The sequence below is a fragment of the Lysobacter sp. CC-YZS074 genome, from assembly GCF_056739745.1.
In genome coordinates, this window is record NZ_CP200301.1 from 1,924,896 (window position 1) to 1,947,202 (window position 22,307).

Genomic DNA, 22,307 nt, shown 5'->3' on the forward strand with positions numbered 1-22,307 from the left:
AACGGCTCCGGATGGTGCGAGTTGAGTTGAGTCCGCAGCGAGCATCGACCGGATCACCCCCACACATCGTGAACCCGGTCACGGCTCGCCGGCGCGCGCCTCCCGCCGATGCCCTCCCAAGCCCCGATTGTCAACGGTGACGCCGGTGCGCCCGCATCGCCACAATCGCGGTTTCCGTTCCCCGGCAGCATCCGAATGTCCAACAGCACCACCGCCCACGCCACCTCGCTCGCCGAGCAGATCGCGCGCACCATCGCCGACGAGATCGGCGCCCAGCCTGCGCAGGCGCGCGCCGCGATCGCCCTGCTCGACGAGGGCGCGACGGTGCCGTTCATCGCGCGCTACCGCAAGGAGGTCACCGGCGGCCTGGACGACACCCAGCTGCGCAACCTCGAAGTGCGCTTGGGCTACCTGCGCGAGCTGGAGGACCGCCGCGCCGCGGTACTGGCGAGCATCGACGAGCAGGGCAAGCTGACCGACGAGTTGCGCGCCGATATCGAGGCCGCCGACACCAAGTCGCGGCTGGAAGACCTGTACCTGCCGTACAAGACCAAGCGCCGGACCAAGGCGCAGATCGCCCGCGAGGCCGGGCTGGAGCCGCTGGCCGACGGCCTGCTGGCCGACCCGTCGCTGGCGCCGGACGCGTTCGCCGCCGGCTTCGTCGACGCCGACAAGGGCGTGGCCGATACGAAAGCGGCGCTGGACGGCGCCCGCGCGATCCTGATGGAGCGCTGGGGCGAGGACGCCGCGCTGGTCGGCGAGCTGCGCAACTGGCTGCACGATGTCGGCCAGATCCGCGCCCGCGTCGCCGACGGCAAGGAGAACGAAGGCGCCAAGTACCGCGACTACTTCGACCACGCCGAGTCGCTGGCGAAGATCCCCTCGCACCGCCTGCTCGCCCTGTTCCGCGCCCGCCGCGAGGAGATCCTGTTCCTCGACCTGGAGCCCGGTGCCGACGCCGAGGCCGGCCACCTGCAGGCCACCGGCCGGGTCGCCCACCACGCCGGCATCCGCGACGCCGGCCGCCCGGCCGACAAGTGGCTGATGGACGGCTGCCGGCTGGCGTGGAAGGCCAAGCTGCATCTGCATTTGATGCTCGACCTGTTCGGCCAGGCCCGCGAGAAGGCCGAGGCCGAGGCGATCGCGGTGTTCGGCGACAACCTCAAGGACCTGCTGCTGGCCGCACCGGCGGGCCCGCGCGCGGTGCTCGGGCTGGACCCGGGCCTGCGCACCGGCGTCAAGGTCGCGGTGGTCGACCGCACCGGCAAGCTGGTCGCCACCGACACCATCTACCCGCACCAGCCGCGCAACCAGTGGGACGCCTCGCTGCACACGCTGAAGGCGCTGTGTTCCAAGCACTCGGTCGAGCTGATCGCGATCGGCAACGGCACCGCCAGCCGCGAGACCGACAAGCTCGCCGGCGACCTGATCAAGCTGGCACCGGAGCTGAAGCTGCAGAAGATCGTCGTCAGCGAGGCCGGCGCCTCGGTGTACTCGGCGTCGGAGTTCGCGGCGAAGGAGTTCCCCGGCCTCGACGTGTCGCTACGCGGCGCGGTATCGATCGCCCGCCGGCTGCAGGATCCGCTGGCCGAGCTGGTCAAGATCGAGCCCAAGGCCATTGGCGTGGGCCAGTACCAGCACGACGTCGACGGCTTCCGGCTGGCGCGTGCGCTCGACGCGAAGGTCGAGGACTGCGTCAACGCGGTCGGCGTGCACGTCAACACCGCCTCGGCCGCCCTGCTCTCGCGGGTGTCGGGCCTGTCGTCGACCGTGGCCGAGAACATCGTGGTCTACCGCGACGCCAATGGTGCATTCAGGAGCCGCAAGGAGCTGCTGAAGGTGCCGCGGCTGGGTGACAAGACCTTCGAGCAGTGCGCCGGCTTCCTGCGCATCGCCGATGGCGACCAGCCGCTGGACGCGTCATCGGTTCACCCGGAGGCCTACCCGGTGGTCGAGCGGATCGTGCGCGACTGCGGCCGCGAGGTGAAGCAGCTGATAGGCGACGCCGGCTTCCTGCGCGGCATCCGCCCGGAGCAGTACACCGACGGAAAGTTCGGCGTGCCGACCATCCGCGACATCCTAAAGGAGCTGGAGAAGCCCGGCCGCGACCCGCGCCCGGAGTTCAAGGCGGCGCGCTTCGCCGACGGCGTCGAGGAGCTCAAGGACCTGCAGGTCGGGATGATCCTGGAGGGCGTGGTCAGCAACGTCGCCGCGTTCGGCGCGTTCGTCGACATCGGCGTGCACCAGGACGGGCTGGTCCACATCTCGGCGCTGTCGGACCGCTACGTCAAGGACCCGCGCGAGGTGGTCAAGGCCGGCGACGTGGTCAAGGTGAAGGTGCTGGAGGTCGACATCCCCCGCAAGCGCATTGCACTGACCTGCCGGCTCGACGACACCTCGCCGGCACCGCGCGGCGAGCGCGACGGGCGCGGACGCGACGGTGGACGGGCGGATGCCCGTGATGGCCGCGACGGCGCCCGCGGCAATGCACGACGCCCGGATTCCCACGGAGGTGGGCCGCGCGCCACCCCCGCCCCGCCGGCCAACAACGCGCTCGCCGCCGCTTTCGCCAGGGCGAAGGGCAACGGCTGAGCGATCAATGCGCGGTCGGACGCGACACCTGTTCCACCACCTCGCCCGTGGTGCGGTCGCGTCCGGCCAGCGCGATGTCGGCCTGCGCCACGATCCCGCAGACCGCGCCGGAGTCATCGACCACCACCACCCGGCGGATCTGGTTCTGTTCCATCGCGCGGGCGCAGTCGGCCAGTGACGCACTCTCCGGCACCGTAGTCACCGGCGAGCTCATGCAGTCAGACGCGCAGGCCGCGTTGGTGTCGCGCCCCTCGGCGACCATGCGCACGGCTATGTCACGGTCGGTCACGACGCCGACCGGACGGCCCGAATCGCGGCTGTCGACCACCGGGATCTCGCCGCAGTCGTTCTCCACCATCATCCGCGCCACTTCCCGCAACGGGGTGTCGCCGGTGCAGCACGCCGGGTGGGCGGTCATCACGTTGTTCACGGTCATGTTCATGGAAACTCCTGGTGGTGCGGGGGAAGGTCCACCCTGCCGCGCCTCCGGTTACCGGTCCGTGACCCGCGCGTTTGCCGCGGCACTGCCGGCACCTCGCCGGATCTGGCGGCAACGCTGACCGGATGCCGCGGGGCCGGCCACCATGGCTTTCGTCATGGTGGCGCCAAACGGCGTTGCGGTAGGCTTCGGGTTCCTTTCGAGCAGGTTCCCGTCCGATGAAGCATCCCCTCGCCCTGGCGCTCGCCGTCGCGCTGACCACCAGCCTCGCCGCGTGCGCCCAGTCCGAAGCCAACCCACAAGCCGACACCGCCGTGACCGCCGACGCCAGCAATCCGTTCTTCACCGAAAGCCCGCTGCCGCTGCACTACCCGCGGTTCGACCAGATCAAGGACAGCCATTTCGGCCCGGCCTTCGATCGCGGCATGGCCGAGCACCTGAAGGAAGTCGAGGCGATCGCCAACAACCCCGAGCCGGCGACGTTCGAAAACACCATCGTCGCGCTGGAGGAATCCGGCGACATCCTGTCGCGCACCGCTTCGGTGTTCTTCAGCCTGGTCGGCGCCGACACCAATGACGCGCGCAAGGCCATCCAGGCCGAGTACGCGCCGAAGCTGTCGGCCCACAGCGACGCCATCTCGCTGAACCCGAAGCTGTTCGAGCGCATCGAGTCGCTGTACGAGCAGCGCAACGACCTCGGCCTCGACCCGCAGGGCGTGCGCCTGATCGAGCGCTACCACACCGATTTCGTCCGCGCCGGCGCCAAGCTGTCGGATGCCGACAAGACCCGCCTGAAGGAAATCAACGGCGAGCTGGCCAAGCTGGGCACGACCTTCAGCCAGAACGTGCTGGCCGAGGTCAACGATTCGGCCATCGTGGTCGACACCGTCGAGGAGCTGGCCGGCCTGTCGGAGCAGGCCATCACCGCCGCCGCCGAGGCCGCCAAGTCGCGCGGACTGGACGGCAAGTACGTGATCGCCCTGCAGAACACCACCGGCCAGCCGCCGAACACCTACCTCGAGAACCGCGACCTGCGCGAGCGCATCCACAAGGCGTCGGTCGCCCGCGGCAGCCGCGCCAACAAGTGGGACAACACCGGCATCGTGTCCGACGTGGTCAAGCTGCGCATCGAGAAGGCCAACATGCTCGGCTACCCGACCTACGCCGCCTACGTGCTCGCCGACGAGACCGCGCAGACGCCGGAAGCGGTCAACGCCATGCTCGACCAGCTCGCCCCGGCCGCGGTCGCCAATGCCAAGGCCGAGGCGGCCAAGCTGCAGGCGATGATCGACAAGGAGCAGGCCGCCAAGGGCGAGCCGACCTTCAAGCTGGAGCCGTGGGACTGGGCCTACTACGCCGAGAAGGTCCGCCAGGCCGAGTACGACTTCGACGAGAACCAGCTCAAGCCGTACTTCGAGATGAAGAACGTGCTGGAGAACGGCGTGTTCTACGCCGCCAACCAGCTCTACGGCCTGAGCTTCAAGCAGCGCACCGACCTGCCGGTCTACCACGAGGACGTCACCGTCTACGACGTGTTCGACAAGGACGGCAGCCAGCAGGGCATCTTCATCTTCGACCCGTACCAGCGCGAGTCCAAGCGCGGCGGCGCGTGGATGAACTCCTACGTCGACCAGTCCGGGCTGACCGGCAACCTGCCGGTGGTGGCCAACCACCTCAACATCCCGGAACCGGCCGAAGGCAAGCCGACCCTGATGACCTGGGACGAGGTCACCACCATGTTCCACGAGTTCGGCCACGCGCTGCACGGCCTGTTCTCGGACGTGAAGTACCCGTACTTCTCGGGCACCAGCGTGCCGCGTGACTTCGTCGAGTTCCCGTCGCAGGTCAACGAGATGTGGGCCGACTGGCCGAGCGTGCTGGCCAACTACGCCAAGCACCACGAGACCGGCGAGCCGATGCCGCAGGCGCTGCTGGACAAGGTGCTGGCCAGCGCCCAGTTCAACCAGGGCTTCGCCACCACCGAGTACCTCGGCGCGGCGATGCTGGACCAGAGCTGGCACCAGCTGGCGCTGGACGAGGTGCCGGACGCAGCGGGCGTGATGGACTTCGAGGCCAGGGCGCTCGCCGCCAACGGCACCGATTTCGAAGCCGTGCCGCCGCGTTACCGCACCCCGTACTTCAGCCACATCATGGGTGGCTACGCGGCCGGCTACTACGCTTACATCTGGTCCGAGGTGCTCGACGCCAACACGGTGGCGTGGATCAAGGACAACGGCGGCCTGACCCGCGAGAACGGCGATCACTTCCGCGCCAGCCTGCTCTCGCAGGGCGGCAGCAAGGATGCGCTGCAGCTGTTCCGCGACTTCACCGGCCACGAGCCGCGGATCGAGCCGCTGCTGGAGCGCCGCGGCCTGAATGCCCCGGTCGCCGACGACGCCGCGGTACCGGACGCGCCGAAGGCCCCGTCGCCGGAAGCACCCAAGCCGAACAACTGATTCGTCCGGCCTTGCAGTACCGAAGCCGTCCGGAGCAATCCGGGCGGCTTTTTTTTGTGCCGCGGCTTCGACCGCGTCAGGGGTGGCGTCCGTAGGAGCGACGTGAGTCGCGACCCACTGACACGTCGATTCCTCCCGGTAAACGCGTAGCGGCGATCGTGCGATCACACATCGCGTTGATCGCAAGCGTGCGCGAGGTCAGTGGCTCGCGACTCACGTCGCTCCTATCCCGGCCAGGCGGTGGCGAGCATCCCGGCGTTCTCACGCTGCCGCGTGTCCTGGCGGGTGAACTGCACCACCACCGGCACGTCACTCTCGATCAGCAACCCGTACGCCTCTTCCAGCCTCACCGCTTCCGGAAAGATCAGGTCGTTGACCCGGATCCGCCGCAGCCGTCGTGGCGCGACGCCGATCCGGTGGGGCCCGACCTCGCCATGGGCGGCGTACAGCACGGTGATGCGAACGTTGGCGAGCCGGTGGCCCGTGTTGAGCAGGCTCAGTTCGTCGCGCTGGTGAACACCGGTTCGTCGCCGTGGGAGCGCGCCGGTATCCACCCCGCCGAAACGACCCAGCGACGTCGTCCCAGGGCGCCCGCGTCGCCTTGCTGCAGATCGCTCATGGCGCCGGCACTCCCAGCAGTTCGCGCAGGTATGGCGTCAGGAACGTGCCCTGCGGGTCCATGGCCTGCCGCACCCGCGCGAAGTCGGACCAGCGGGGATACATCGGAGCAAGCGAGCTTCGCCCATCGCCGCGGCGGGTGCTCAGTCCGCGCCGAAGGCGATCGTCGTCATCAGCGCGTTCTCCGCCTGGCGCGAGTCGAGGCGGGTGTGCTGCACGACGATGGGCACGTCCGACTCGATCACGCTGGCGTACGGCACGTCGGTGGGAATCGGCTCGGGATCGCTCAGCTCGTTGAAGCGCAGGTGGCGGGTGCGGCGCGGGTCGACCGTCACCGTGTAGGGGCCGACCGGCTCGCGGTCCTCGAAATAGACCGTGATCCGGACGTTCGCCGGTTCATCGCAGGCATTGAGGATGCAGCAGGTCTCGTGGCTGGCCATCTGCGGCTCGGGACCGTTGCTCCAGCCCGGCAGGTACCCTTCGGCGATGGCCCACCGGGTACGGCCGATGCGCCCGGCGCTTGCATTCATGGGGTGGTCTCCTCGACAGGCGGAGCCGGAGTGGGCTGGGCAGTGGCGGGCTCGCCTCCCGCTGCCGGAGCCGGGGTGGCGACGTGGAAAAGACTCCGGTATTCGGGCGCAAGGTGCGGCAGCAGGACCGCGGCGGGAACCTCGACGGTCTGGGTGCCGTCGGAGTACGGCCCCACCTGATAGGGCGCGAACACGAAGCGCAGTCCGGTGACCCGGCCGGCCTCGTCCACCACCGGCTCGAACTGCGAGAAGTTCTCGGGTTCGGCGCCCGTGCCGGCGTCGATCATCCGGCCCGCGTTGCGCACCAGGCCACTGCGTTCGGCCGGCGTCAGGCCATCGCTCTCGGCGCGCTGCGACAGCGCGGTATGCAGCTGCTCGCGCACGTACCCGGCGATGGCGGCCCAGCCGCCCGGCTCCGGCACCAGGGCCTCCGCGGTGAGCCGCCGGTCCTGGCCCGGCAGCCATACGAAACGCGCCAGCAGCGGTATGCCGTGCGCGCCACCGGTGTACATGCTGCCGTCGGCGGCGTAGGCGACGAGCCGCGGGCTGTCGAGCACTTCGGTGAAGGCCAGCGAGAGGTCGTACATGGTCGCGCCCTCGCTGCCCTCCCCGGCCGGCTCGCGCTGCTGCCGCGCCTGCACCGATTCCATGAGTTCACCACGGGCGTCGTCGGCGTACCGCTTCAGCTCCGCGGCCAGGAGGGGGTACTGGTTCGCCGACTGCGGGTAGGTGATCCCGATGATGTAGTCGGCGGTGGCTTCGGAGACGTCCTCGAGCTCGACCGGTGCCGCGCTCCCGCCGGTAGACGGGGCGGCCGGGGCGGTCGGCGCCCCCGGTGCCGGCGCCGGGGCGGCAGCCTCCCCGGGTGCCGTCGCATCGCGGTCGCAGGCGACGATGCCGGCCAGCATCATGGCGAGGCAGGCGGCCCTGCAGCGCGCGCCCGTCCGTTTCGTGTCCTTCATTTGGCAGCCCCTGTTGACCGGGGTCGACCTTATCGCCGCCGATGTGACGCCCGGATGCAGGCAGTTGCGCCGCCGTGGAGGTTGCGGCCTCGCGCTACCAGTCGCTGCGATGGGGCAGCAGGCCGCGCAGTTCCGCGTCGGTCAAGTTGCGCCACTGGCCGATCTTCAGGCGGCCCAGCTTGACGTTGCCGATGCGCACGCGCACCAGTTGCTTCACCCGGTAACGGAAGTGCGCCGCCATCAGGCGGATCTGCCGGTTGAGGCCCTGCACCAGCACCACCCGGAAACCGAACCTTCCCAGCTTGCCGGTCTTGCAGGGCAGCGTCATCTGTCCGTGCACGGGCACGCCCTTGGCCATGCCACGCAGGAACTCCGGCGTCACCTCGTGGTTGACCGCCACGAGGTATTCCTTCTCCAGCTTGTTCTCCGCGCGCAGGATCTCGTTGACGATGTTGCCGTTGCTGGTGAGCAGGATCAGCCCTTCGGAGTCCTTGTCGAGCCGGCCGATCGGGAAGATCCGGCGCTCGTGGCCGACGAAGTCGACGATGTTGTCCTTCACCGACGACTCGGTCGTGCAGACCACGCCGACCGGCTTGTTCAGGGCGATATACACGTGCTGCTTCTGCCCCTTGGCGACGGTGCGCGTGCGCAGCGCCTGGCCATCCACCCGGACCTCGTCGCCCTCGCCCACTTCCGAGCCGACGCGCCCGCGCACGCCGTTGATGGTGACCCGCCCCTCGGCGATCAGCCGGTCGGCTTCGCGGCGCGAGCAGAAGCCGCTTTCGCTGATGTGTTTGTTGAGGCGCATGCGGGGGCCGGGTCGCGGGGGGCGAACAGGCTGGCACAACCCCCCGTCATTGGCGAGCCCGGCGACCGCTCAGCCGAGCAGTTCGCTGTATTCCGGGTGCCGCTCCGCCCAGCCGGCGGCGTAGGAGCACGCGGGACGGACCTGCCAGCCCTCGCGGCGGGCGTGCTCGAAGGCCGCCTGGGTCAGTTCCGCGGCAATGCCCCGCCCGCCGATCGCGTCGGGGACATTGGTGTGGGTGATCACCATGCAGTGATCCTCCAGCCGGTAGTCGAGTATCGCGTCCATATTGTCGACGCTGACGACGAAATGACGCTGGCCGGGTTCGTGGCGGATCTGGAACGATTCGGACATGCTGCCCCCTGTGGATGAAGCGCGCTTCTGGTTTGCAGACGGTAACGGGCCGGTTGGCGACGGTGTCGAACACCGGCACCGGAGCGGCCGGAACCGCTACCGGTGCATTGCTCCATATCAACGATTGTCGCGCTTGCCCTGATTGTGGCGGTCGTGCGTGCTGATGCTGCCCTGTGTGCCCTGCAGGCGTGCTTCCGCGGCATGCAGGTCCTCGGCCTGTTCGGCCGCCCGGTTGGACTGGTAGCCGGCATGTACGCCATCGCCCGGCTGACCACCGAGCGCCTGCCACGACGGCTCTTGGCGCGCCTGTTGCTGCTTGGCCTGCAGCAGTTCCCTGGTGTTGGCGAGCGCCTGATCGGGCGTGATCCTGCGTGAACCGCCGTCCGGGCGGCGTGCCGAGGCGCCGGCTGGGCCCTTGCGGGCGGCTGCTTCGCCGGTGCGGACGGCCGTTTTTCTGGCGACGGGGCGCTTGGCCGCCTTCTTCGTCGCTGACGGCGTGGGGGTGGGCTGCGCGGCTTGGGCCGCCTTCGTGGTCTTGGCGGTCTTCGTGCTCTTGGCCGCCTTCGTGGCTTTGGCCGCCTTAGCGCTCTTGGCCGCCTTCGTAGGCTTGGCCGTCTTCGTGCTCTTGGCGGCCTTCGTGGCCTTGGCTGCCTTGCTTGCCTTCTTGGCCGCGCTCGCCTTTTCCGGCTTGCTGCTTCCGGTCGCCTTCGCGGTCTTCGTCGCCGTGGCGGTCTTGGTCTTGGCGATCTTGGCGGCCTTGGTGGTTTTGGTGGTCTTCGTTGTCGCCGGCGCGGGCCTCGACGTCCCCGCCGCCTTCGAGCCGGCTTTCTTGCGGGCCTTCAGTTCAGCGGCGGTGGCCTCCGCGGTCGAAGTCGCCCTGGCGGCGGAACCGGCGCGTCCCGAGCCGGACGTCGACCTGCTGGCGGTCGATCCACCGGCCCTTTTGCCGGTCGGCGTGATCTGGCGGGTCGGACTGCTCTTGCGGGCGCTGGGTGTGGTGGCCATCACTCCTCCGTCGGATTCGGCAGGCGTGCCATCGGGTGCGATGCGCATCGCGCGTTTGCCGGGCCCTGTCTCGATACCACGGCCCGCATGCAAGCCGGGTGAGTGGCCAGCCCGTCCGGAGCCCTCCGTTGGCGGCGATGCCTGCCGTTCTGCGGCGGCGGACGACCCCGCCGCCGCGGCCCGACCCGTCAGCCGAACGACGGGCTCATCAGCCGCTGCAGGAACAACCCGCCGATCCGCGGCTCCATCAGCAGCATGAACAGCACGCCGTAGATCGCGCCCGACAGGTGCGCGTTGTGGTTGGTGTTGCCGCCACCCTGCCGGTCCATCCAGAACGAGTAGCCGACGTAGAACACGCCGTACAGGATCGCCGGCACCGGCAGGAAGAACACGAAGATCAGCGACCACGGCTGGACCAGGATGAAGGCGAACAGCACCGCCGACACCGCGCCCGACGCGCCGAGGCTGCGGTAGCGGCTGTCGTGCCGGTGCCGCAGGTAGGTCGGCAGGATGGCGATGACAATCGCCGACAGGTAGAACAGCACGAACCCGACCGGGCCGATCAGCGACGAGACCACCTGCTCGGCGAAGCGGCCGAAGAAGAACAGCGTGATCATGTTGAACAGCAGGTGCTGCCAGTCGGCGTGGATGAAGCCGTGGGTCAGCAGGCGGTCGACCTGCTTCTGCCGGTCGATCGCCGGCGGCCACAGGATCAGGCGGTCCAGCAGACGCGGATTGTTGAAGGCAAGCCAGGTGACCAGGACGGTCACGCCGATGATTATCAGGGTCAGCATTGGGGATTCCGGTGTGGTCGGGTGTCAGGCCGCGGTCAGGCGACGCGGTAGTTGTCCTGCATCGGATAGCGCCGCGCGTACAGCGCGAATGCCAGCGCCGCCACGAACGCGAATGCCGCGAAGAAGAACATCAGGAACGCGTTCTCGCTGTAGCCGGTGCCGGCGATGCCGGCGGTGACCGCGTCGTTGCGGACCGCCGCGTTGGTGATCAGCACCCACAGGCTGCCGAAGGTGCTGGTGAGATACCAGAACGCCATGATCACGCCCTTCATCGACTGCGTGGCCTGGCTGTAGGCGAACTCCAGCGCGGTCGCCGATACCAGCACCTCGCCGAAGGTCAGCAGCGCGTAGGGCAGCGTCTGCCAGGCCAGCGACACCTCGTCGCCGCCGTCGATCCACAGCTGGATCACGCCGGCCGCGACCCACGCCACGCCGGAGAATGCGATGCCCCAACCCATCCGCCGCAGCGCGGTGACCTGGAAGCCCATCCGCCGCAGCGCCGGGTACAGCACGATGTTGTTGAACGGGATCAGCAGCATCACCAGCAAGGGGTTCAGCGCCTGCATCTGCGCCGGCTCCATCACCAGCCAGCTCGGCCACCACCAGCGGTCGTGCGGCACCACCATCTCGCGGCCCTGGATGATCCAGGTCGAGGCCTTCTGGTCGAACAGGGACCAGAACGGCGTCACCAGCGCGAACACGATCAGCACCCGCAGCACGCCGCGCACGCTGTCGACCGCGGCATCCGGATGGATCCCGCGCGCACGGTCGAGTTGCATCGAGGTGCCCACGCCGCCGAACGCGATCAGCACGCCCAGCGCCAGGCAGGCGCTGATGACGAAGCCGAAATCATCCGGCCACCAGCCCGGCGCCATGCCGCCCAGCGACAGCGCCCACAGCAGCAACAGGCCGACCGCGACCGCGACGCCGATGGCCGCGATCACCAGCCCGGGCCTTCCAGAAGCCGGCCGTCCCTGCCCGGATGCGCGTGCCAGCAGCGCCGTGCGCGAGACCGACAGGAAGGAATCCGGGTCCGCGCCCGACGGCGGCACGTTGACGTACTGCCGGCGCCCCAGCCAGAACACGAAGGTCGCGATGAACATCAGCACGCCCGGCACGCCGAACGCCATCGACGGCCCGTAGTGGCGCAGCAGCAGCGGCGCGAACAGCGAGGCGAAGAACGAGCCGAAGTTGATGATCCAGTAGAACGCGTCGAAGACGATCTTCGCCTTGTCCTTGTTGGTCTGGTCGAACTGGTCGCCGCAGAACGACACCACGAGCGGTTTGATGCCGCCGGACCCGAACGCGATCAGGAACAGGCCGGTGAAGAATCCTGTGCGGCTGTTCTCGAACATGGCCAGGCAGGCGTGGCCGGCGCAGTAGATCAGCGAGAACCACAGGACGGTGTTGTACTTGCCGAAGAACCGGTCCGACAGCCAGCCGCCCAGCAGCGGGAAGAAGTACACGCCAATGACGAAGGTGTGGAACACGTCCTTCGCGGCCGACTCGCGGTCGATCCCCGCCGGGATGTACTGCAACAGCACCGAACTGATCAGGAACGGCACCAGGATGTTGCGCATCCCGTAGAAGCTGAAGCGTTCGCAGGCTTCGTTGCCGATGATGTAGGGGATCTGGCGGGGCATCCTGCCCGCGGCGGCCGGGGCCGTTGCGGTTGTCGTCATCTGCGGCGGAATCCTGGACGGAGGCGCTGGGCGAAGTGGCCAAGCCTACCCGAACCGCCGGGCCGCGCGCCGGTGCCGGGCGCCCCCGCGCGCGGGCCGTTACCATCGGCGCCGGATTTCAACGAGAACCGCCCGATGACCCGTTTGCTGCGCTCCGCCCCGCTCGCCGTCGTGCTCGCCGGCCTGCTCGCCACCGCCCTCCCCGCCGCCGCGCAGGACGCGCCGTTGACCACGGTGTCCGAGCGCAGCGGCTTCATCGAGACCGGCCGCTACGACGAGGTCATCGCGCTGTGCGACGCATTCGCCGCGCGCTACCCGGACGCGGTGCGCTGCGAGACGTTCGGCACCAGCCCCGAGGGCCGGCCGATGAAGCTGCTGGTGGTCACCCGCAGCGGTGCGTTCACGCCCGAGGCAGCCACGCAGCAAGGCCTGCCGGTGACGCTGATGCAGGGCGGCATCCACGCCGGCGAGATCGATGGCAAGGACGCCGGCTTCCTCGCCCTGCGCGAGCTGCTGGAGGGCGAGGCGGCCGACGTCCCGGCCGACGTGCTGGAAAAGCAGGTCTTCCTGTTCGTGCCGGTGTTCAACGTCGACGGCCACGAGCGCTTCGGCGCGTGGAACCGGCCCAACCAGCGCGGTCCGAAGGAGATGGGCTGGCGCACCACCGCGCAGAACTACAACCTCAACCGCGACTACGTGAAGGCCGACTCGCCCGAGATGCAGGCAATGCTGGGCCTGATCAACCGCTGGGACCCGCTGGCCTACGTCGACCTGCACGTTACCGACGGCGCCAAGTTCCAGCACGACGTCTCGATCCAGGTCGAGCCGGTCAACAGCGGCGACCCGGCCCTGCGCGCGGCGGGCAAGGCGCTGCGCGGCAACACCATCGCCTACCTCGCCGGGCACGGTTCGCTGCCGCTGCCGTTCTACCCGTCGTTCGTGCAGTACGACAATCCGGCGTCGGGCTTCGAGGACGGCGTCGCCACGCCGCGCTTCTCGCACGGCTACATGCAGCTGCGCAACCGGCTGGGCATGCTGGTGGAGACCCACTCGTGGCGCGAGTACCCGCACCGGGTGAAGTCCACCCACGACGCCATCCTCGCGGTGCTCGGGCAGGTCGCCGAACATGGCGGGCAATGGCTGTCGCTGGCGCAGGCGGCCGACACGCGGGCGCGCAAGCTCGGCGGCGACCCGGTAGCGTTGTCTTTCGACGCGAGCGACGAGTGCCGGCAGATCGACTTCCTCGGCTACGCCTACACCCGCACGCCGTCTGCGGTATCCGGCGGGATCATGACCCGCTACGACGAGGACACGCCGCAGACCTGGACGGTGCCGCTGTGCGACGACGTGCAGCCTGATCTGGTGGTCGACGCCCCCGGGGCCGGCTACCTGGTGCCGGCCGCTCACGCGGCGTGGGTCGCCGAACGGCTGGACCGCCACGACATCGACTATCGCCGGCTGGAGCAGGCGCTGTCCGACGCCAGGGTCGAAGCCTTCCGCGCCGAGTCCCGCGAGTTCGCCGCGCAACCGGTCGAAGGCCACCAGCGGCTCGAACTGGAGGGGCAGTGGGAGCGCGAAGCCCACGATCTGGCCGCCGGCGCCCTGTTCGTCCCGATCGCACAGGCCAAGGCCCGCCTGGTGATGGCGATTCTGGAGCCGCAGGCGCCGGACGCGCTGGCCGCCTGGGGTGAATTCAACAACGCCTTCGAGCGCAAGGAGTACATGGAGGACTACGTGGCCGAAGCGGTCGCCCGCGAGATGCTGGACAGCGACGCCCGGCTGAAGGCGGAGTTCGAAAAGCGGCTGCGCGAGGATGAGGAGTTCGCCGCCAGTCCGCGCGAGCGCCTGGACTTCTTCTATCGCCGCCACTCCTCGTACGACGATCGCTTCAACCTCTATCCGGTGCTGCGCACCGACCGCGCACCGCGCTGACGGTGAGACCGCGAGGCGCCCCATGACGGGGCGCCTTTTTTCGTTCCATCCGACGGACGGGCGGCCGGGGGTGAGCGGCCTTTGACAAAAAAAGAATGATCATTCATTCTTACGCACATGAACGGGCCTCGCGGCCCCTTTTTCTTTCCGGACGAACTTCCCATGACCCAGCCCCCCCGCCGCACGGTCGGCCGCGCCCTGTTCCTGCCCCTCGCCCTCTCCCTTGCGCTGGCCGCCTGCAGCGGGGATCCCGCACCGGCGCAGATGGCCGCCGCTCCGGTGACCGTGGTGACGCTCGAGGCGGCACCCGTCACCCTGACCCGCGAATTGCCGGGTCGCACCCACCCGTCCCTGGTCGCCGAGGTCCGTCCGCAGGTGACCGGAATCGTCGACCGCCGCCTGTTCACCGAAGGCGGACAGGTCGAGGCCGGCCAGCCGCTGTACCAGCTGGAGGACGCGACCTACAGCGCCGACGCCGCCAGCGCGCGTGCGGCGCTCGCCCGCGCGGAGGCCACCCTCACCTCCGCGCGCCTGACCGCCGCGCGCACGGCCGAGCTCGCGAAAATCGACGCGGTCAGCAGGCAGGACGCCGAAAACGCGACCGCCGCCCTGCGCCAGGCCGAAGCCGACGTCGGCGTCGCCCGCGCCGCCCTGCAGCGCAGCAACGTCACCCTCGGCTACGCCCGCATCACCTCGCCCATCACCGGGCGGATCGGCAAGTCGGCGGTCACCCGCGGCGCCCTGGTCACCGCCAACCAGGCGACCCCGCTCGCCACCGTGCAGCAGCTGGACCCGATCTACGTCGACCTCACCCAGTCGGCCACCGAACTGCTGGCGCTGCGCAAGGGCCTGGCGGCCGGCGATCTGGAAAGCACCGGCGAAATGCCGGTGACCATCCTCCTTGAGGACGGCAGCACCTACGCCCACGAGGGCCGGCTGGCGTTCTCCGAAGTGACCGTCGATCCGACCACCGGCAGCTATTCGCTGCGCGTGGTGGTGGACAACCCCGACCACCTGCTGCTGCCCGGCATGTACGTGCGCGCGGTGGTCGGCAGCGGAGTGCGCGAGGACGGCATCCTGGTGCCGCAGCAGGGCATCGCCCGCGACCCGAAGGGCAACACCACCGCGATGGTGGTCGGCCAGGACGGCACGGTCGAGGTGCGGCCGGTCAAGGTCAGCCGCACCGTCGGCGACCGGTGGCTGGTCGAGAGCGGCCTGGCCGCGGGCGACAGGGTCATCGTCGAGGGCCTGCAGAAGATCCAGCCGGGCATGCCGGTGCAGGCCACCGAGAAGGGCAGCGAGGCGGCGCCAGGCGGAGCCGCCGGTCAGCCGGCGGCGGACGCCGGAGCCGCGGAGCAGGCACCCGTCGGTGGCGCCGGCACGGAAGACGCGTCGGCCCCCGACGCCGCCGGACCGGCAGCCGACGCCCCGGCCTCGCAGCAGTAAGCGGAGAAACACATGGCACGCTTCTTTATCGATCGCCCCATCTTCGCGTGGGTGATCGCGATCATCATCATGCTCGCCGGCACGCTGGCGATCACCACCCTGCCGGTGTCGATGTACCCGACCGTGGCGCCGCCGTCGGTCGAGATCCGCGCGACCTATCCCGGCGCCTCGGCGCAGGTGGTCGAGAACTCGGTGACCCAGGTCATCGAGCAGAACATGACCGGCCTCGACGGCCTGCTCTACTTCTCGGCCAACAGCGCCTCCAACGGCATGGCCACCATCACCCTGACCTTCGAGAGCGGGACCGACCCCGACATCGCCCAGGTGCAGGTGCAGAACAAGCTGCAGCTGGCAATGCCGCTGCTGCCGCAGGAGGTCCAGCGGCAGGGCGTCAACGTCAGCAAGTCGGCCAGCGGCTTCCTGCAGGTGATCGGCTTCGTGTCCGAGGACGGCAGCATGGACCGCGTCGACATCTCCGACTACGTCGGCGCCAACCTGGTCGACCCGCTCAGCCGCGTGCCGGGCGTGGGCAACATCCAGGTGTTCGGTGCCAAGTACGCGATGCGGATCTGGCTGGACCCGAACAAGCTCGACACCTATGGCCTCGCGGTGCCCGAGGTGATCGCCGCCATCCAGGCGCAGAACGCCCAGGTCGCGATCGGCCAGCTCGGCGGCACCCCGGCCATCGACGGCCAGCAGCTCAACGCCACCATCAACGCCCAGGACCGGCTGCAGACGCCGGAGCAGTTCCGCGACATCGTCGTGCGCAGCAACGCCGACGGGTCGGTGCTGAAGCTGGGCGAGATCGCGCGGGTCGAACTCGGCGCGGAGACCTACGACTTCATCACCCGCTACAACGGCAAACCCGCCAGCGGCATCGCCATCTCGCTGGCCACGGGGGCCAACGCACTGGATACCGCGGCGGGCGTCAAGGAAGCGCTTGACGAGCTGTCGCCGTACTTCCCCGCCGGGCTCAAGGCGGTGGTGCCGTTCGACACCACGCCGTTCGTGCAGGTGTCGATCGAGGGCGTGATCCACACCCTGCTCGAAGCGATCGTGCTGGTGTTCCTGGTGATGTACCTGTTCCTGCAGAACTTCCGCGCCACCCTGATCCCGACGATCGCGGTGCCGGTGGTGCTGCTCGGAACCTTCGGCATCCTGGCCGCGCTGGGCTTCTCGATCAACATGCTGACGATGTTCGCGATGGTGCTGGCGATCGGCCTGCTGGTCGACGACGCCATCGTCGTGGTGGAGAACGTCGAGCGCATCATGAGCGAGGAAGGCCTGTCGCCGCTGGAGGCCACCCGCAAATCGATGAAGCAGATCACCGGCGCGCTGGTCGGCATCGGCCTGGTGCTGTCGGCGGTGTTCGTGCCGATGGCTTTCATGTCCGGCTCGACCGGCGTCATCTACCGCCAGTTCTCCGCGACGATCGTATCCGCGATGGCGCTGTCGGTGCTGGTCGCGATCGTGCTGACCCCGGCGCTGTGCGCGACGATGCTCAAGCCGCTGAAGAAGGGCGAGCACCACGACAGCGGCACCGGACTGATGGCGCGCTTCTTCGGCTGGTTCAACCGCAAGTTCGACCAGGGCAGCAACAAATACCAGCGCGGCGTGCGTGGCGTGCTGGGCCGCCCGGGCCGGTTCCTGGCGATCTTCGCGGCGATGGTGCTGGTGATGGGCGTGATGTTCGTGCGCCTGCCCTCCTCCTTCCTGCCCAACGAGGACCAGGGCGTGCTGATGGCGCTGGTGTCGGCGCCGGTCGGCTCCACCCAGGAGCGCACGATGGAGTCGATCAGGAAGCTCGAGGATCACTTCCTGCAGAACGAGACCGAAGTGGTCGAGTCGGTGTTCAGCGTGCAGGGCTTCAGCTTCGCCGGCATGGGCCAGAACGCCGGCATGGCCTTCATCAAGCTCAAGGACTGGGACGAACGTACCGACGAGGCGATGTCGATCGATGCGGTCGCCGGCCGCGCGATGGGCGCGCTCATGCAGGTCAAGGACGCGATGATCTTCGCCTTCGCCCCGCCGGCGATGCCGGAGCTGGGCATGGCCGCCGGTTACTCGTTCTACCTGCAGGACAATGCCGGCCAGGGCCACGAGGCGCTGCTGGCGGCGCGCAACCAGCTCCTCGGTGCCGCCGGGCAGAGCGAACTGCTGGCCAACGTGCGTCCGAACGGCCAGGAGGACACCCCGCAGTTCCGCATCGACGTCGATACCGACAAGGCCGCCGCACTGGGCCTGTCGATGGACGCGATCAATGCGACGCTGTCGGCGGCCTGGGGCGGCCGGTACATCGACGACTTCGTCGACCGCGGCCGGGTCAAGCGCGTCTACGTCCAGGCCGATGCGCCGTTCCGCATGACGCCGGAGGACTTCAACCTGTGGTCGGTCAAGAACGACCAGGGCGAGATGGTGCCGTTCTCCGCGTTCGCCCGTTCGCACTGGGACTACGGCTCGCCGCGGCTGGAGCGCTACAACGGCGTGCCGGCGATGGAGATCCAGGGCGAGGCGGCGCCGGGCGTGGCGTCGGGTGACGCGATGGCCGAGATCGAGCGCATCGCCGGCGAACTGCCGCCCGGCTTCTCGGTCGCCTGGACCGCGCTGTCCTACCAGGAGCGCGAGGCCGGTTCGCAGACCCCGCTGCTGTACACGCTGTCGCTGCTGATCGTGTTCCTGTGCCTGGCGGCGCTGTACGAGAGCTGGTCGGTGCCGACCGCGGTACTGCTGGTCGCCCCGCTGGGCATCCTCGGTGCCGTGCTGGCCAACACGATGCGCGGGATGGAGCGCGACATCTACTTCCAGGTGGCGATGCTCACCACCGTGGGCCTGACCAGCAAGAACGCGATCCTGATCGTCGAGTTCGCCAAGGAGAACCTGGAAAAGGGCATGGACGTGATCGCGGCCACCATGACGGCCGTGCGCGACCGCCTGCGCCCGATCCTGATGACCTCGCTCGCGTTCGGCCTGGGCGTGCTGCCACTGGCCCTCGCCGGCGGTGCCGGCTCGGGTGCGCAGCGCGCGATCGGCACCGGCGTGCTCGGCGGCATGATCGTCGGCACCGCACTCGGCCTGTTCTTCATTCCCCTGTTCTTCGTGGTCGTCCAGCGCCTGTTCGGCAAGCGCCGCACCGCCACCACGCCGGACGACGGCCAAGCGCCGACCGACCCGGCAGGAGCCCCGCAATGATCCGTCCCCTCGTTTCAACCCTCGCGCTGGCGACGACGCTGTTCGTCGCCGGCTGCGCCACCCTCGAACCCGACCTGCCCGAGGCCACGCCGTCGGTCCCGACCGAATGGCCGCTGCCCGCCGAGACCCCGTCCGATGCGACCGGCACCACGCCGGCGCGGGAGGTCGCCGACATCGGCTGGCGCGACTTTTTCGCCGACCCGCGGCTCGACGCCGTGGTGGCGCAGGCGCTCGACAACAACCGCGACCTGCGTGTCGCCGTGCTCAACGTCGAGCGTGCACGATCGCTGTACCGCGTGCAGCGCGCCGACCGCCTGCCCTCGGTGGCCGGCAGCGTCGAAATGACGCGCACCGGCGGCGACGACCTCGACGTGTCCGAAAGCTATTCGGCCAACGTGGGCATCGCCGGTTTCGAACTCGACCTGTTCGGCCGCGTGCGCAACCTCAGCGAGGCCGCGCTGCAGCAGTACTTCGCCACCGAAGAGGCGCGGCGCAGCGCGCAACTGGCGCTGATCGCCGAAGTCGCCAACAGCTGGCTGACACTGGGCGCCGACCGGGAGCTGCTGGCGATCGCCACCGCCACGCTGGAGAGCCAGCAGGCGTCGTTCGAGCTCAACCAGCGCCGCCATGAACTCGGGGCGGTGTCGGGCCTGGTGCTGAGCCAGGCCCGGACCCAGCTGGAAACCGCGCGCTCCGACGTCGCCCGGTTCGAGGGCCAGGTCGCACAGGACATCAATGCGCTGACCCTGCTCGCCGGTGGCCCGGTCGACCCTTCGCTGCTGCCCGATGCCTTTACCCCTCAGGTCAGTGGGCTCGGTCCGCTGCCGGCCGGATTGCCGTCCGAAGTCCTGCTGCGTCGCCCCGACGTGCTCGCCGCCGAGTACCGCCTGCGCGCCGCCAACGCCGACATCGGCGCCGCCCGCGCGGCATTCTTCCCGTCGATCAGCCTGACCGGCAGCGTCGGCAGCGCCAGCAACGAGCTTTCGGGCCTGTTCGACAGCGGCACCGTCGGCTGGAGCTTCATCCCGAGGATCACCCTGCCGATCTTCCAGGGCGGGCGCCTGCGGGCCGCCCTGGGCGTGGCCAACGCCGATCGCGACATCGCCCTGGCCGAGTACGAGAAGGCGATCCAGAGCGGCTTCCGCGATGTCGCCGACGCGCTGGCGCGTTCACGTAGCCTCGCCGGCCAGCGCGAGGCTCAGGAGGCGCTGCTCGAGGCCGCCACGCGCGCGCACGACCTCTCCCAGGCGCGCTATGACGCCGGTCAGGACAGCTTCCTGGTCCTGCTCGACGCCCAGCGCACGCTCTATGCCGCGCGGCAGCAACTGGTCGCCACCCGCTTGGCCGAACAGGCAAACCGCGTCACCCTGTACAAGGCACTGGGCGGGGGCTGGACGGAAACCGGCACATGAACACCAGCGAGCAGTCGGACAAGGCCCAGGAGCGCGCCGAGAAGCAGCGCGCCCGCATCCTCGATGCGGCGCAGCGCTGCTTCATCGAGAACGGCTTCCACGGCGCCAGCATGGCGAGCATCGCCGACACGGCGGGCATGAGCGCCGGCTTGATCTACCGCTACTTCGAGAACAAGAGCGCGATCATCCTGGCCATCGTGCAGCGCCAGCTCGAGCTGCTGCGCGACGACATCAAGCTCCACCGCAAAGTCGACCTGGCGGCCGAACTGGCGTCGCACTACGGGCAGTCGTGCACCAAGCAGGGTCGCGGGATGAACTCCGCGCTGCTGCTGGAGATCTCGGCCGAGGCCACCCGCGACCCGCAGATCGCCGCCGCGCTGGACGAGTTCGACCGCACCCTGCGGGCCGCCCTGGTCGAGTGGCTGTCCGGGCCGCGCGAACGCGACGGCCACGGCCTGCCGACCCCGCTGGCGCAGTCGCGGGCATTGCTGCTGCAGGTGCTGGTGGAAGGCCTGAAGATCCGCGAGACCCGTGAACCCGACCTCGACCGCGCCCTGCTCGATACGGCCTTGCGCGAGATCGTGCCGCTGCTGATGAAACCCTGACCTCGCCGACCGCTCCGGTATCCCCGCCATGCGACCGCCCCGCCGGCCCGCCCTCCCCCTCGCCGTGTGCCTGGCGTCCGGCCTGATCGCCGCTTGCGCCACCCCCGCGCTGGCCGCCGACCGCTGCCCCGAAACGTCGACCATGCAGGCGTACCCGCCGGTGGTCAGCCTGCGGATCGACAACGACCTGTTCGCCAACCAGGACGAGGGCTACACCAGCGGCGTCATGCTCAGCATGGTCTCGCCCAACCTGCGCGACTACGTCGACGACCCGTGTCTTCCGGCGCCGGCGCGGTGGCTCAACACGTACCTGGCGCGGCTGCAGCCGGAAGGATTCGACCAGCAGAACATGGTGGTCCACGTCGCGCAGGGCATCTTCACCCCGGCCGATCCGGAGCGCACCGACCTGATCGAGGACGACCGCCCCTACGCCGGCGCGCTGCTGGTGAGCTTCGGCTACAACGCGCGCAAGGACAATCGCCTGCGCACCACCCAGCTCACCGTGGGCATGGTGGGTCCGGCATCGCTGGCCGAATCGACCCAGGGGCTCATCCACGACGTGACCGGTTCACGCGAGTTCCAGGGCTGGGAACACCAGCTCCATGACGAGCCGGTGCTCAACCTCATCCATGAGCAGTCGCTGCGCAGTCCGGTGGTGCCGGTCGCCGGCTCGCTGGAGTTCGACGCGATCAGCCACTGGGGAGGCGCCTTCGGCAACCTGCTCACGCAGGTCAACGGCGGCTTCGAATTGCGCCTGGGCCAGCGCCTCCCGGACGACTTCGGCTCCAGTCCGGTCCGCCCCGCGGGCAACAACACCGCGCCGCCGGTGGATTCCCGCCGGACCCGCGGCTGGGCCTGGCACGGGTTCCTCGCCGCGGACGTACGGCGTGTCCTGCGGGACATCACGCTGGACGGCAACACCTTCCGCAACAGCCACAGTGTCGACAAGGAACCCTGGGTCGCGGAAGCGGCGATCGGCGTCGCCGTGACCCGCGGGCGCACCAAGCTGGCGTTCGCGCGCTACTTCCGCACGCGGGAGTTCGAGGGGCAGGACCGCTTCCCGGCGTACGGGAGCTTCACCATCAGCCGCGCGTTCTGAACGGCCGCCGGGCCGGCGGACCCCAGGGACGCCTTCGCACGTCCTGTCCGATGCCGTTTTCCGCGTTTGACCGGATATCGGGGGGCCGACGGAAGGAACCATCTCCATGCGCGAACGTCGCAGCCATGCTCCCGCCGATACGAGGCAGATGCGGCAGCAGCTCAACCACGCCCAGTCCGCGGCCCTGCAGTTGCTGGAGCGCCTCGGCTGGGAGCTGCGCTTCGTGCGCCAGTCCCCCGGCGAAGCGCCGGTCCGCTCGCCTGCGCGGATGGCGGTACCGGTGATCTTCGCCGGCGACGCATCCTGGGCGGTGATCCGCCCCGACGGAAGCGTGGACCAGGCGCCGCGGCTGAAGATCCGACACCCCGGACTCTGAAACCGCCGCTA

Annotated in this window: 19 protein-coding genes; 9 read left to right on the forward strand and 10 right to left on the reverse strand. The window is 69.4% G+C overall.

The window, feature by feature from the left end; genetic code table 11:
* Window positions 1-195 precede the first annotated feature (195 nt).
* Window positions 196-2,592: a Tex family protein gene (locus tag U8331_RS08675; RefSeq protein ID WP_481130647.1), complete on the forward strand. Its 2,397-nt coding sequence runs from the start codon at window positions 196-198 to the stop codon at window positions 2,590-2,592.
* A 4-nt stretch (window positions 2,593-2,596) separates the two neighbouring features.
* Here the strand turns inward: U8331_RS08675 and U8331_RS08680 are convergent, their stop codons facing one another.
* Window positions 2,597-3,034 carry a CBS domain-containing protein gene (locus U8331_RS08680; RefSeq protein WP_481130648.1) on the reverse strand — a complete coding sequence of 146 codons (438 nt, stop codon included), beginning with the start codon at window positions 3,032-3,034 and terminating at the stop codon, window positions 2,597-2,599.
* 215 nt (window positions 3,035-3,249) lie between these two features.
* Between U8331_RS08680 and U8331_RS08685 the strand changes: the two genes are divergently transcribed.
* Window positions 3,250-5,487 (forward strand): M3 family metallopeptidase, encoded by a 2,238-nt coding sequence (locus U8331_RS08685; RefSeq protein WP_481130649.1) that lies wholly within the window; start codon window positions 3,250-3,252, stop codon window positions 5,485-5,487.
* 224 nt (window positions 5,488-5,711) lie between these two features.
* Here U8331_RS08685 and U8331_RS08690 read toward each other — a convergent pair whose 3' ends face one another.
* The 9 genes from U8331_RS08690 to U8331_RS08730 all read right to left on the reverse strand — a co-directional run bounded on the left by U8331_RS08690 (window position 5,712) and on the right by U8331_RS08730 (window position 12,237).
* Window positions 5,712-6,041, reverse strand: coding sequence for a sensory rhodopsin transducer (locus U8331_RS08690; protein ID WP_481130650.1), 330 nt, complete (start codon window positions 6,039-6,041; stop codon window positions 5,712-5,714).
* Between the two features lie 61 nt (window positions 6,042-6,102).
* Window positions 6,103-6,210 (reverse strand): D-arabinono-1,4-lactone oxidase, encoded by a 108-nt coding sequence (locus U8331_RS08695; protein WP_481130651.1) that lies wholly within the window; start codon window positions 6,208-6,210, stop codon window positions 6,103-6,105.
* Between the two features lie 38 nt (window positions 6,211-6,248).
* Window positions 6,249-6,635: a sensory rhodopsin transducer gene (locus tag U8331_RS08700; RefSeq protein ID WP_481130652.1), complete on the reverse strand. Its 387-nt coding sequence runs from the start codon at window positions 6,633-6,635 to the stop codon at window positions 6,249-6,251.
* The gene (locus U8331_RS08705) at window positions 6,632-7,597 is read right to left on the reverse strand and encodes a DUF3298 and DUF4163 domain-containing protein (RefSeq protein WP_481130653.1); all 966 of its coding nucleotides are present in this window, start codon (window positions 7,595-7,597) and stop codon (window positions 6,632-6,634) included. The genes U8331_RS08700 and U8331_RS08705 overlap by 4 nt, the downstream gene beginning before the upstream one ends.
* A gap of 94 nt (window positions 7,598-7,691) precedes the next feature.
* A complete protein-coding gene (locus U8331_RS08710; protein WP_481130654.1) occupies window positions 7,692-8,405 on the reverse strand; it encodes a pseudouridine synthase in 714 nt (237 codons plus the stop codon).
* A gap of 69 nt (window positions 8,406-8,474) precedes the next feature.
* A complete protein-coding gene (locus tag U8331_RS08715; protein ID WP_481130655.1) occupies window positions 8,475-8,756 on the reverse strand; it encodes a GNAT family N-acetyltransferase in 282 nt (93 codons plus the stop codon).
* A gap of 117 nt (window positions 8,757-8,873) precedes the next feature.
* Window positions 8,874-9,761 (reverse strand): hypothetical protein, encoded by an 888-nt coding sequence (locus U8331_RS08720; protein WP_481130656.1) that lies wholly within the window; start codon window positions 9,759-9,761, stop codon window positions 8,874-8,876.
* 188 nt (window positions 9,762-9,949) lie between these two features.
* Window positions 9,950-10,555 (reverse strand): rhomboid family intramembrane serine protease, encoded by a 606-nt coding sequence (locus tag U8331_RS08725; protein WP_481130657.1) that lies wholly within the window; start codon window positions 10,553-10,555, stop codon window positions 9,950-9,952.
* Between the two features lie 35 nt (window positions 10,556-10,590).
* Window positions 10,591-12,237, reverse strand: a complete 1,647-nt coding sequence (locus U8331_RS08730; RefSeq protein ID WP_481130658.1) for a POT-type proton-dependent oligopeptide transporter — start codon at window positions 12,235-12,237, stop codon at window positions 10,591-10,593.
* Window positions 12,238-12,372: 135 nt separating this feature from the next.
* Between U8331_RS08730 and U8331_RS08735 the strand changes: the two genes are divergently transcribed.
* The 7 genes from U8331_RS08735 (at window position 12,373) to U8331_RS08765 (ending at window position 22,296) form a co-directional block, all read left to right on the forward strand.
* Entirely contained in the window at window positions 12,373-14,169 is a 1,797-nt protein-coding gene (locus U8331_RS08735; RefSeq protein WP_481130659.1) for a M14 family metallopeptidase, read from the forward strand.
* Between the two features lie 162 nt (window positions 14,170-14,331).
* Window positions 14,332-15,615: an efflux RND transporter periplasmic adaptor subunit gene (locus tag U8331_RS08740; RefSeq protein ID WP_481130660.1), complete on the forward strand. Its 1,284-nt coding sequence runs from the start codon at window positions 14,332-14,334 to the stop codon at window positions 15,613-15,615.
* Window positions 15,616-15,627: 12 nt separating this feature from the next.
* Window positions 15,628-18,804, forward strand: coding sequence for an efflux RND transporter permease subunit (locus U8331_RS08745; protein WP_481130661.1), 3,177 nt, complete (start codon window positions 15,628-15,630; stop codon window positions 18,802-18,804).
* Window positions 18,801-20,216: an efflux transporter outer membrane subunit gene (locus U8331_RS08750; RefSeq protein WP_481130662.1), complete on the forward strand. Its 1,416-nt coding sequence runs from the start codon at window positions 18,801-18,803 to the stop codon at window positions 20,214-20,216. Before U8331_RS08745 ends, U8331_RS08750 begins: the two co-directional genes overlap by 4 nt.
* Window positions 20,213-20,821: a TetR/AcrR family transcriptional regulator gene (locus U8331_RS08755; RefSeq protein ID WP_481130663.1), complete on the forward strand. Its 609-nt coding sequence runs from the start codon at window positions 20,213-20,215 to the stop codon at window positions 20,819-20,821. The genes U8331_RS08750 and U8331_RS08755 overlap by 4 nt, the downstream gene beginning before the upstream one ends.
* Window positions 20,822-20,849: 28 nt before the next feature.
* Window positions 20,850-21,920, forward strand: coding sequence for a lipid A deacylase LpxR family protein (locus tag U8331_RS08760; protein WP_481130664.1), 1,071 nt, complete (start codon window positions 20,850-20,852; stop codon window positions 21,918-21,920).
* A 106-nt stretch (window positions 21,921-22,026) separates the two neighbouring features.
* On the forward strand, window positions 22,027-22,296 hold the full coding sequence (locus U8331_RS08765; RefSeq protein WP_481130665.1) for a hypothetical protein: 270 nt from the start codon (window positions 22,027-22,029) through the stop codon (window positions 22,294-22,296).
* Window positions 22,297-22,307: the final 11 nt, after the last annotated feature.